Here is a 12,560-nt window from a genome sequence, read left to right on the forward strand (position 1 = left end):
GTTTATAGCTCACGAGCGATAGTGCTATAGACACAAAAAAGCCAGTTCGACGATGTCGGACTGGCTTTCTAATGTGTTGTAACTGAACGCTTCAACGAGAAAATTTTACGTTCAGTTAGTCATTACATCATTAGTTAAACATTGCGATTGCTTCTGCAGGCGCTACGTATTCTAGGTCAAAGCTTTCTGCAACTTCTTTACAAGTCACTTTACCGTGGATTACGTTTAGACCTTCTAGGAAACCTTCATCAGATAGAAGTGCTTCGCGGTAGCCTTTGTTCGCTAGCTTAACAATGTAAGGAAGTGTTGCATTGTTTAGTGCGTAAGTAGAAGTACGAGCAACGGCACCTGGCATGTTAGCAACACAGTAGTGAACTACGTCATCAACGATGTAAGTTGGATCGGCGTGAGTCGTTGCATGTGAAGTTTCAAAACAACCACCTTGGTCGATTGCAACATCAACAACCGCGGAACCTGGCTTCATCTTAGCGATGTGATCTTTTGTAACAAGTTTAGGAGCGGCTGCGCCTGGGATTAGTACTGCACCAATCACTAGGTCTGCTTCTAGAACATGCTTCTCAATAGCGTCTTCAGTAGAATAAACCACTTTTGCGCGACCTTGGAATTCTTCATCAAGACGACGAAGCGTATCTACGTTGCGATCAAGAATGGTTACGTCTGCGCGAAGGCCAACAGCCATACGTGCTGCGTTAGCACCAACAACGCCGCCGCCAACTACAACAACTTTCGCTGGCTCAACACCAGGAACGCCGCCAAGAAGAAGACCACAACCACCGTTAGATTTTTCTAGTGTTTGTGCACCTGCTTGAATAGACATGCGACCAGCGACTTCAGACATTGGTGCTAATAGTGGCAAGCGACCCATATTATCTGTTACAGTCTCATAGGCTACGCAGACAGCTTTGCTCTTGATTAGCTCTTCCGTTTGTGGAAAATCTGGTGCAAGGTGTAAATAGGTAAATAATATTTGCCCTTCACGAAGCATAGCTCGCTCGACAGCTTGAGGTTCTTTAACCTTTACAATCATCTCTGCTTTCGCGAAAACGTCAGCAGCAGTAGGAAGAATGGATGCGCCTACAGCGATGTAATCATCGTCTGAAAAACCGATACCAGTACCGGCATTGGTTTCAACAAAAACTTGGTGACTATGTGAGATTAGTTCTCTCACGCTAGCAGGGGTCATACCAACGCGGTATTCGTGGTTCTTGATTTCCTTAGGTACGCCAATGATCATCCTGACTCCTTATTATATTATGGTTGTTTTATCTATGTGTAGGGTAATTCTGTCGAATTAATATCTAGTATAGATAGGTTCAGGTAGAATTTGATACCGAATATTAAAAAGTTGTAGTATATTTTTTTGCAAGGAAGTAATAAGGTGGAATAAAAAATGGCAGACAATTATAAGAAGCCGTCCAAGGAACTAGATCGTATTGACCGCAACATTCTTAATGAGTTGCAAAAAGACGGTCGTATCTCAAACGTTGAACTCTCAAAACGAGTAGGACTTTCTCCCACTCCATGTCTTGAGCGTGTTCGTCGTTTAGAACGTCAAGGTTACATTACTGGGTACACAGCATTGCTGAACCCACAGTACCTTGATGCTTCACTTTTAGTGTTTGTTGAAATTACTTTGAACCGTGGTGCGCCAGATGTGTTCGAACAATTCAACACCGCTGTGCAGAAACTGGATGACATCCAAGAGTGTCATTTAGTGTCGGGTGATTTTGACTATCTTCTAAAAACACGTGTATCGGACATGGGTGCTTACCGTAAGTTGCTCGGTGATACGTTACTGCGTCTACCTGGCGTAAACGACACTCGTACTTACGTTGTAATGGAAGAAGTGAAACAAACTAATCAACTTGTGATTAAAACTCGTTAATCACAATTGGTGAAATGAAAGAAAGCGGACATTTGTTCCGCTTTCTTGCTTTCTGGAATTGGGTTTTTCTGTTTGATATGGTTAAATCAACAGTAGTTTCATGAAAACGAGTGGCTCGTGCCATTCGCTATGTTTTTATCCCGTTTAATTATTAAGTTGGTTTATGTTCAAGCAGAGCAGTAATAAAGTAGAAACAATCATTAAAACGAGTGAAGAGCCTCAGTCTCCTCGTTTGAATGGTTCTCAACGTCTCAAAGAGTGCAGCCTGATTTTGGGTGTTCTCTTCTCTATTCTACTTGCCGTTGCGTTATTAACTTTTAGTCCTGCAGATCCATCATGGTCGCAAACGGCGTGGGGTGGTGACATTCAGAATGCGGGTGGTTACCTAGGTGCATGGTTGGCGGATACGCTTTTCTTTGTGTTTGGTTCACTGGCTTACCCGCTTCCTATATTGGTGACGGTTGCAGCATGGGTATTGTTCCGCAAGCGTAATGAAGACGAACAAATCGACTTCATGTTGTGGGGCACTCGCTTACTTGGTTTAACGGTGCTTATTCTTACCAGTTGTGGGTTAGCGGATATCAACTTTGATGATATCTGGTACTTTTCATCAGGTGGTGTGGTTGGCGACGTATTAACAAGTCTTGCGCTCCCAACGCTTAACGTTCTTGGCAGTACGCTGGTTCTTCTTTTTTTATGGGGTGCTGGTTTTACTCTATTAACGGGTATTTCTTGGCTGAGTATCGTTGAATGGTTGGGTGAATGTGCGATTAAGCTGTTTACCTCAGCTGTTAATAGGGCGCGTGGTGAAGACCAAGAGTTGCTTGAGCCACAATTAAGAGAGTCGGCAGACCGAGATTTAATCGAAGAACGTCATCAGCAGCATCAAGAGCCTACTTACCGCGATGTCCCTGCTATCGAAGACAACAAAGAATCAACAGAGCATGATCCACTAGATCCTGCACTGAGCTTCTCTGCGACCAATGACTCTTCTGATACTGCGAATGCATTAGACAATACTGCATCGCCGAAGCGTCATTACAATATTCACATGCCAGTCGATGCGCCGGCTAAGCAAGAAGCTCCTGTCCAAGAACAACCTCAGATTCAGCCTCAACAAGTTGAGCAACAGCCGGTTCCTGCTGCACCAGTTTACCAAGCGCCAGAAGAGCCTTTAGAAGAAGGTATTGAGCGTTCTAAACAGTTGAACGCGACTATTGAGCAGTTAGAAAATGCGGCTATGTATGAAGACGATCTTGCTGAGCAGGAACAGGTTGACGCGCATGAATCTCAGATCGCGTATCAGCAGTACATGCAGGATGAGCAACCAGCTGTTAATCCTACTGAAACGGTTGTTGAAAGTGTAGAACCAGTAATGGAGAGCTCACCAGAAGTACATAACGAGTTCGATAATGAAGATGTGCAACCAGAATCTCTATACGCTTCGCCAATGGGTGAAATAGAAGAAACATCACAAGAATTCTCAACGCCTTTCGAGACAACGGAAGAGGAAAGCTTTGAACCTAATTCAGAGCTAGACGCTGAACCTATTGATAATGATGAAGAGCCACTTGAACCGTCATCTTATGAACAAGAGCTGACGCAAACGACTGAGCAGAACCAAGCACCAGCTGTTGATCTTCCTTGGGAAGAGGTAACAGAAGAAGAACCTGTACATCCAGACCAAGACGTAGCGGCATTCCAAAACATTGTCTCTGAAGCACAAGCAAACATGGCAGCAGCGCAAAACCCGTTCCTCGTTCAGCAAGATGTTAACTTGCCTAAACCAGCGGAACCTTTGCCAACGCTTGAATTGTTGTTCCACCCTGAAAAGCGTGAAACCTTCATTGATCGTGATGCGCTCGAAGCAATCGCTCGTTTGGTTGAATCTAAACTAGCGGATTACAAGATCAAAGCTGATGTGGTTGATATTTTCCCTGGTCCTGTCATCACTCGATTTGAGCTAGACCTCGCACCGGGTGTGAAAGTAAGTCGCATTTCTGGTCTTTCAATGGATTTAGCGCGCTCACTTTCTGCCTTGGCAGTACGTGTCGTAGAGGTAATACCGGGTAAACCTTATGTTGGCTTAGAACTGCCGAACATGAGTCGTCAAACGGTGTTCTTCTCTGATGTAGTTGCTAGCCCTCAGTTCCAAGAGGCGAAATCACCAACGACTGTCGTGTTAGGGCAAGACATTGCAGGTGAAGCGGTTATTGCTGACCTATCGAAAATGCCACACGTTCTTGTCGCGGGCACCACCGGTTCTGGTAAGTCGGTGGGTGTGAACGTGATGATCTTGAGTATGCTTTACAAGGCATCGCCTGAAGACGTTCGTTTCATCATGATTGACCCGAAAATGTTGGAATTGTCTATCTATGAAGGTATTCCACATCTCTTGTCTGAAGTTGTGACTGACATGAAAGATGCGTCTAACGCCCTTCGTTGGTGTGTAGGCGAAATGGAACGTCGTTACAAGCTGATGTCGGCGCTCGGTGTTCGTAACATTAAAGGTTATAACGACAAATTGAAGATGGCCGCGGAAGCCGGTCACCCAATTCATGACCCACTGTGGAAGCCGGGCGACAGTATGGACCCTGAAGCACCATTATTGGAAAAACTGCCTTACATCGTGGTTGTCGTCGATGAATTCGCCGATTTAATCATGGTAGTGGGTAAGAAAGTTGAAGAATTGATTGCTCGTTTGGCGCAGAAAGCACGTGCTGCTGGTGTCCACTTGATCTTAGCCACTCAACGTCCTTCGGTTGATGTTATTACGGGTCTTATTAAAGCCAATATCCCGACACGTGTAGCCTTTACTGTATCGACTAAAACAGACTCTCGAACCATTCTTGACCAAGGTGGTGCTGAGTCACTACTTGGTATGGGTGATATGTTGTACTTACCACCGGGTTCAAGCCACACAACTCGTGTACACGGCGCATTTGCATCTGATGATGATGTACACGCGGTCGTGAATAACTGGAAAGCACGTGGTAAGCCAAACTACATTGATGAGATCACTAACGGCGACCAAACCCCAGAAACACTATTACCGGGTGAGAAGATGGAAGGCGATGAAGAAGTTGATCCTCTGTTTGATCAAGTCGTAGAGCACGTGGTTCATTCACGCCGAGGTTCGGTTTCTGGTGTGCAACGTCGATTCAAAATTGGCTATAACCGTGCCGCACGAATTGTCGAGCAATTAGAAGCTCAAGGTATTGTAAGTGCTCCAGGGCATAACGGTAACCGAGAAGTCTTGGCGCCAGCGCCACCAAAAGATTAGTTCCCATAGGAACTCATAACTATTCAGTCGGTCAAAACCAAAACATGACCGACTTATACCAATCGTAGTAAATAACTGGTCACCCTAGCTGGTTAAAACGCTCGATAACTGCGTTATAATTTTTTATTGTAGAATAACTACTTATCAAAAAATTACGCCTTGTTCTCAAGCCTTTTCCCGGCGCTATTTCTGATCACTTACTTACTGTGATTGGTATTATGATTTAACAGGATTATTGATGAAAAAAGTATTCGCACTTTTATTTATGAGCTTCTCAGTATTTGCTTCTCCGAAAGAAGAGTTGAGTAGCCGCTTGTCGCTGAATGCAGGTTTTAGCGCTGACTTTAAACAAGTCGTCACCAGTCCTGACGGTGATGTTGTGATGGAAGGTGAAGGCACGGTAGAGATCGCACGCCCAAGCTTATTCCGCTGGGAAACAACTTTCCCTGATGAAAACCTACTGGTATCTGACGGCCAAAGCTTGTGGTACTACAGTCCGTTCATTGAGCAAGTGAGCATTTACTGGCAAGAACAAGCCACATCACAAACGCCTTTTGTATTACTGACTCGTAACCAAGAAAGTGATTGGGACAACTACAACGTCGCGCAAACGGGTAACCAATTTACGCTAACGCCAACGGCTGTGGATTCTAATCAGGGTGATTTCCAGATTAACATTACTGAAAAGGGCATTGTTCAGGGCTTTAATGTGATTGAACAAGACGGTCAGAAAGGCGAGTTTATCTTTAGCAATGTTGACTTAGGTAAACCTGCTGCAGACCGCTTTACTTTTGTGGCGCCGGAAGGTGTCGAGGTCGACGACCAAAGAAACTGATCCAAACTGGCAGATCGTTTGGTAGTCAGTCGATAGGCATTGATGCCATCAACGAATCAAGAGATTGCAATTGAGTAATTACAGCTTAGATTTTGCAGGGGACGAAGATTTTCGTCCCCTTGCTGCTCGTATGAGACCTGAAACTGTTGAACAGTACATCGGTCAGCAGCATATATTAGGTCCAGGTAAACCTCTTCGCAGAGCGTTGGAGGCGGGCCATATCCACTCCATGATTTTATGGGGACCTCCGGGCACCGGTAAAACCACGCTGGCAGAGGTGGCAGCAAATTACGCCAATGCAGAAGTAGAACGCGTATCTGCGGTGACGTCGGGTGTAAAAGACATTCGAATCGCCATTGAAAAAGCGCGTGAGAACAAGCAAGCAGGGCGTAGAACGATTCTATTTGTGGACGAAGTCCATCGCTTTAATAAAAGTCAGCAAGATGCGTTTCTACCCCATATCGAAGATGGCACGGTTACGTTTATTGGCGCGACCACAGAAAACCCTTCTTTTGAGTTAAACAACGCTTTGTTATCACGTGCACGTGTCTACAAACTGACTTCGCTTAATACTGAGGATATCTCCCTCGTCATTCGCCAAGCCATTGAAGATAAACAGCGTGGTCTGGGTGATGTGTCAGCTGATTTCGCTGATAACGTACTAGATCGTCTTGCCGAACTGGTCAACGGTGATGCTCGTATGTCGCTCAACTATCTTGAGCTGCTGTATGACATGGCAGAAGACAACGATAAGGGCGAGAAAGCGATCACATTGCAGTTGTTAGCTGAAGTAGCTGGTGAGAAGGTTGCTCGTTTCGATAACAAGGGTGATATTTGGTATGACCTAATCTCCGCCGTTCACAAGTCGATTCGTGGCTCTAATCCCGATGCCGCGTTGTATTGGTCGGCGCGAATGATTGCAGCTGGCTGTGACCCTTTGTATATCGTAAGACGTTTGTTGGCGATTGCTTCTGAAGATATTGGTAATGCTGATCCAAGAGCAATGCAGGTCGCAATGTCGGCTTGGGATTGCTTCACACGTATTGGCCCAGCAGAAGGGGAGCGTGCGATTGCTCAGGCGGTTGTCTATTTAGCGTGTGCACCAAAGAGTAATGCCGTTTACACCGCTTGGAAGCAAGCCTTAACGGATGCTCACAATCTTCCTGAATATGAAGTCCCTCATCATTTACGTAATGCACCCACAACTTTGATGAAGGACATGGGCTACGGGCAAGAATACCGTTATGCTCATGATGAACCAGGTGCCTACGCCGCTGGCGAAAAGTATTTGCCGCCTGAAATGGGCGAAACACAATACTATTTCCCAACAAAACGAGGCTTAGAGACCAAAATTGGCGAGAAGCTAGATTATCTGGCGGATTTGGACGCAAAAAGCCCACAAAAACGCTATGAAAAGTAGTCTTTTTTGGATATCGTTACCTAGTCATAAAAATTCAATTAAATCGTTATAAACTGGTCGAAATAGCACCAGTTTTAGGGGTTTAGCAGTGATTCAGTAGCAATCTACTGAATATTCAAATAACTAAAGCATAGGATTAGCAATGCTGGATTCTAAATTACTTCGAGCTGAGCTGGATGAAACAGCGGCAAAATTAGCACGTCGAGGCTTCACCCTTGATGTAGAGACAATTCGTGAACTTGAAGAAAAACGTAAGTCCCTTCAGATGAAAACTGAAGAGCTACAAGCGTTACGTAACTCTCGATCGAAGTCCATTGGTCAAGCGAAAGCAAAAGGCGACCATGAAGAAGCTGAGCGTATCCTTGCAGAAGTAGGCAACTTAGGCGCAGAACTAGACCAAGCTAAAGTAACATTGGCTGAGCTTCAATCTGAGCTAGAAACGATCACAATGTCGATTCCTAACCTACCTGATGCAGAAGTGCCAGATGGTAAAGATGAAGACGACAACGTGGAAGTTTCTCGTTGGGGTCAACCTAAGACTTACGACTTCGAAGTGAAAGATCACGTGGATCTTGGCGAAATGTCTGGCGGTCTTGATTTTGCTAGCGCAGTTAAAATCTCGGGTTCTCGTTTCATCGTGATGAAAGGCAAATTCGCACGTCTACACCGTGCTATTGCTCAGTTCATGCTGGACCTTCACACTGATGAGCACGGCTACACAGAAATGTACGTACCGTACCTAGTGAACCACGACAGCCTATACGGTACTGGTCAACTTCCTAAGTTCGGCGAAGACTTGTTCCACACAAGCCCGCTAACTGAGCAAGTAAGTGACGTGCCTCTTAAGACTCTATCGCTTATCCCTACTGCGGAAGTACCGGTAACGAACATGGTTCGTGACACGATTACTGATGAAGCTGAACTGCCACTTAAGATGACAGCTCACACGCCATGTTTCCGTTCTGAAGCGGGTTCTTACGGTCGTGACACTCGTGGTCTTATCCGTATGCACCAATTCGACAAAGTTGAATTAGTACAAATTACTAAGCCAGAAGACTCAATGGCAGCGCTTGAAGAGCTAACAGGTCACGCTGAGAAAGTACTTCAACTGCTAGAGCTTCCTTACCGTAAAGTGATTCTATGTACTGGTGACATGGGCTTCGGTTCTGCGAAAACTTACGACCTAGAAGTCTGGGTTCCAGCACAAGAGACATACCGTGAAATCTCTTCTTGTTCAAACATGTGGGATTTCCAAGCGCGTCGTATGCAAGCTCGTTTCCGTCGTAAAGGCGAGAAGAAACCTGAACTTGTGCACACGCTTAACGGTTCTGGTCTTGCTGTTGGCCGTACTATGGTTGCTATTCTTGAGAACAACCAAGAAGCAGATGGCCGTATTGCTATCCCAACAGTACTTCAACCATACATGGGCGGCGTAACGCACATCGGTTAATGCCAATTTAGGTTAATCAAATTTAGATTAATCTGACTTGTTAGAATAGATAAAAGGCTTTGCTGTAATGGCAAAGCCTTTTTTGTATATGGCCGTCGTAAAACAGAAGCTACATATAAGCAAAACTTGCGTTATTTACTTCATCGGCTTGCTGACATGCGAGATCGGCTTGTTTACAAGCTAATAGCGCTTTTCGGTAATAGTTTTGATAGTTATTTTTGGTGAGTTCATCAAGCGTATAGAGCTGCGTGATCACCTCATCGCACTTCTGAATTATCGTTATCACTTGTTTAGCCCCCATCGAATCTGGCCAAATAACAGAGAGTAGCTTGATGATGTTCATACAGACGTTCTTGATCATTGGGCATCTTTTGTGAATATCTAGATAAACGACAAGCACCAGTTTGTAGTTTGATTGCGCCTGCTTTATGCAGATATTTTTCGCTTTTAGCCATTCCATCTTTTCAACGTTGCGGCTTTTCATCTCAGACCGCATTGTCATTTGACTTGAAATAACGATCTCGTTCGCTGTTTTAACAATCGAATTACCGCAGCGATTCTCTGCGATTTTAAATTCGTTTTCGCAGCTCATTCTGTCCAACAACCATGCATGGTGGTAAATCACAGGAAATGCATCAAAGTCATTTTTGTCATGTAATACGGTCAGTATCGTGACGGCTTTTTGATACTGTTTAGTTTCCATCGCGATGTGGGCAGCGATAAGTGCTAAGTCAGTCTGAAGCTGTGATCTTGCCTCTGTGGGGATCTTCGAAATCAAGTAATTAACTTGGTCTAGGTTCTCTTGTTTATCGAAGCCATCAGATGCGCAATAAAGCAAAAATCGAATATGACTTAGCTTCATATACAGGTTGTCTCGAAAGGTGTCCCTATTGATCTGCACATAGTTCCGATAGTGGCGTAGCGCGGTTTTAGAGTCATTCACCGATAAACAAAGGTTCGCGATCGCTAACTCTCTCTCTGAATTTCCAGGGGTGAGCTCACTTGCTAGCTTGAAGTGAGCAATGGCCGTTGGGACTTTGTTGCTGATCAGGTTGACTTGAGCTGCTTGGTCTCGATATAAGGTGCTGGTGGGCGCAGAGTCAATCAAGCTTTCGATCATACGCTGTGCTTCGTTGAACTGGCCTAAATTCGCAAGACTGTTCGCTAATCCAGCTTGAGCCCAATCAAAGCTACCTTCATCAAGCGCTTTTTCATAAACATTCTTGGCTTCATCGTAGAGCCTGAGCTTGGATAGAAAGCTTCCGCGGAATTGTTGGATTGTCGCAAAATATTCAGAGTGGAATGGGAGCAGTTCTTCACAATATTCAAGGCCGCCCTCGTAGTTGTTCTCTCTCTCCGCTTTGTAGATATTCTGCAGCACTGATTTCTTTTTTAATGAGCTTGTAATGCGCTGTTTCAACGTTTCGCGGTTGAATGGTTTCAATAGGTAGTTGTCAGGACGAAGTTCCAGGATAGGGCGGATAGATAAAGCTGAGTTCTCACCTGTGACAAGGATAAAGATGCCATCATCTTTTAATCTGTTGGATTGTTTCAACTCTTCAAACAATTGTTTTCCGTTGATGGTGTCGCCAAAATTGTAATCACAAATGATGACATCAAAAGTCGTGTCACTTGTTATTGTCAAAGCAGCACGAGGAGATTTAGCAATCGATATCGAACGTTCTGAAAAGCCAATATGAATCAGCATATTGCGAATAGTTGATAACACGATCGCTGAGTCATCAACGATAAGTGCATTTAGTTGGGATAATTTCATGCTTACTTTAATCTATATACTGACGTGAATTCCGCAGGTATTACGGGTTGTATTACACGATCGAAAAAACTAGAAACGCTCGGTTTCTACTAAGTTGATACAAGCCTTGGCTAAGATCGGATTCTTTCTCTCGCTAATATTTTTTATCTAATTTCAGTGAAATTGAGTTAGCTGACTTGATTCTAGAATGAACTCGAATGGGGAAGTTCATCATAATATTCAGCACCAAAATGGTTCGTATTTTATGACGGCTATTTACCTGATAGGTAACACTCTTTTGCTAAATGTTTTTGTGGAGAGGATTAAATTTATTTATGGGGTTTGTCAGGATGGAATTGGAGATAAATATCGGTTCAAGATGTTTCTATTGGCTACCTTATTATTAGCATTGGAATAAGCCGCCTTCAGTATTCTAAAGGCGGCTTATCGGTTTTCGGTATTTTTATTTGGTTTTATTGATATCAACTTGGCTTGAAGCAAGCAGATTGTTGGAGGGCTTTATCAATAGATGAAACAAGTTGTTCGATATGTTCCGGTTTGCTAATGAAGGGAGGCATCATATAAATTAACTTACCAAACGGACGTATCCAAACGCCTTGTTCAACAAAGTGAGCTTGGATGGTTTCCATATCGACAGGAGTGTGGGTTTCAACAACGCCAATCGCTCCCAACCAGCGAACATCTTTGACAAGATCATGCTCTCGCAAAGGCGGTAGCAACTCAGAGAAAAGTTGCTCAATTTGTTGAGTCTGATTTTGCCAATCGCCTTGCTCTATGATGGACAAGCTTGCCGCACCTACCGCGCAAGCTAATGGGTTACCCATAAAGGTTGGCCCGTGCATAAAACAACCCGCTTCACCGCCACATACTGTGTCAGCAACTTCTTTACTCGCAAGCGTTGCTGAAAGGGTCATGTAGCCACCAGTTAGCGCTTTACCTACACATAAGATATCCGGTTGAATATCGGCATGTTCGCAAGCAAAAAGTTTCCCTGTACGGCCAAATCCGGTCGCAATCTCATCCAAGATCAGCAAGACGTTGAATTCATCACACAGCAAGCGAACCTGTCTCAGGAATTCAGGATGGTAGATACGCATACCGCCAGCACCTTGAACGATTGGCTCTAAGATCACCGCAGCGACTTCTTGATGGTGGGTTGCCAGCTTTTCTCGAAAGCTGTTGATGTCGTTGGCGTCCCATTGATCCCAAAATCCCGTTTTTGGTGAATCAGCAAAAATGTGCTCAGGTAAAAAGCCTTTGTAGAGGCTGTGCATCGAGTTATCTGGATCAGTCACCGACATCGCCGCAAAGGTATCACCGTGGTAGCCATCTCTGAGCGTGAGGAACTTCGAACGAGGCTGCCCTTTGGCATGCCAGTATTGGAGAGCCATCTTGAGGCTAACCTCTACGGCTACTGAACCTGAATCGGCTAGAAATACGTGTTCTAGATTACTTGGCGCGAGATTCAGCAGTTTCTTACATAAATCGATAGCGGGCTGGTGGGTAATACCACCAAACATAACGTGCGAAACTTTGTCTATTTGGCTGTGAGCGGCCGCATTTAATGCTGGGTGGTTATAGCCATGGATGGTTGACCACCATGATGACATGCCATCAATAATTCGTTTTCCGCCTTCTAATTCTAGGTAAACACCGTCTGCGTTGGTGACTGGGTAGCAGGTCAGAGGTGTTAACGTTGATGTGTAGGGATGCCAGATATGCTGGCGATCAAAGGCGAGATCCATAGTAACTTCCATTCTTGGTATGGTTAAAAAGTAACCATATGTAAACTTTTGATATTATCAATGTGTTGACAGTCTAAAGCTTGTCGGTAGACTAGCCAAGCATAAATGCAATCTCTATTGATGGAGATGCAATATCAAAAAAAT

Annotated in this window: 8 protein-coding genes; 5 read left to right on the forward strand and 3 right to left on the reverse strand. The window is 44.5% G+C overall.

The window, feature by feature from the left end; genetic code table 11:
* Positions 1-130 precede the first annotated feature (130 nt).
* Entirely contained in the window at positions 131-1,255 is a 1,125-nt protein-coding gene (gene ald, locus AC3CKG_RS05295; protein ID WP_017107652.1) for an alanine dehydrogenase, read from the reverse strand.
* A 156-nt stretch (positions 1,256-1,411) separates the two neighbouring features.
* On the opposite strand from ald, the gene lrp reads away from it, so the two are divergent.
* From lrp to serS, 5 genes are all read left to right on the forward strand, one after another.
* Positions 1,412-1,906: a leucine-responsive transcriptional regulator Lrp gene (lrp, locus tag AC3CKG_RS05300; RefSeq protein ID WP_004734558.1), complete on the forward strand. Its 495-nt coding sequence runs from the start codon at positions 1,412-1,414 to the stop codon at positions 1,904-1,906.
* A 163-nt stretch (positions 1,907-2,069) separates the two neighbouring features.
* The gene (locus tag AC3CKG_RS05305) at positions 2,070-5,189 is read left to right on the forward strand and encodes a DNA translocase FtsK 4TM domain-containing protein (protein WP_488528932.1); all 3,120 of its coding nucleotides are present in this window, start codon (positions 2,070-2,072) and stop codon (positions 5,187-5,189) included.
* Between the two features lie 238 nt (positions 5,190-5,427).
* Positions 5,428-6,024 (forward strand): outer membrane lipoprotein periplasmic chaperone LolA, encoded by a 597-nt coding sequence (gene lolA / locus AC3CKG_RS05310; protein ID WP_029223421.1) that lies wholly within the window; start codon positions 5,428-5,430, stop codon positions 6,022-6,024.
* Between the two features lie 64 nt (positions 6,025-6,088).
* Entirely contained in the window at positions 6,089-7,444 is a 1,356-nt protein-coding gene (locus AC3CKG_RS05315) for a replication-associated recombination protein A (protein WP_017098146.1), read from the forward strand.
* A 142-nt stretch (positions 7,445-7,586) separates the two neighbouring features.
* Positions 7,587-8,894, forward strand: a complete 1,308-nt coding sequence (gene serS, locus AC3CKG_RS05320; protein ID WP_004734554.1) for a serine--tRNA ligase — start codon at positions 7,587-7,589, stop codon at positions 8,892-8,894.
* A gap of 109 nt (positions 8,895-9,003) precedes the next feature.
* Here serS and AC3CKG_RS05325 read toward each other — a convergent pair whose 3' ends face one another.
* Complete coding sequence (locus AC3CKG_RS05325) at positions 9,004-10,671, reverse strand: response regulator (protein WP_488528933.1); 1,668 nt, start codon at positions 10,669-10,671, stop codon at positions 9,004-9,006.
* A gap of 461 nt (positions 10,672-11,132) precedes the next feature.
* Positions 11,133-12,416, reverse strand: a complete 1,284-nt coding sequence (bioA, locus tag AC3CKG_RS05330) for an adenosylmethionine--8-amino-7-oxononanoate transaminase (RefSeq protein WP_488528934.1) — start codon at positions 12,414-12,416, stop codon at positions 11,133-11,135.
* Positions 12,417-12,560 lie beyond the last annotated feature (144 nt).

It is taken from the genome of Vibrio sp. QJM3NY_15 (assembly GCF_057785995.1).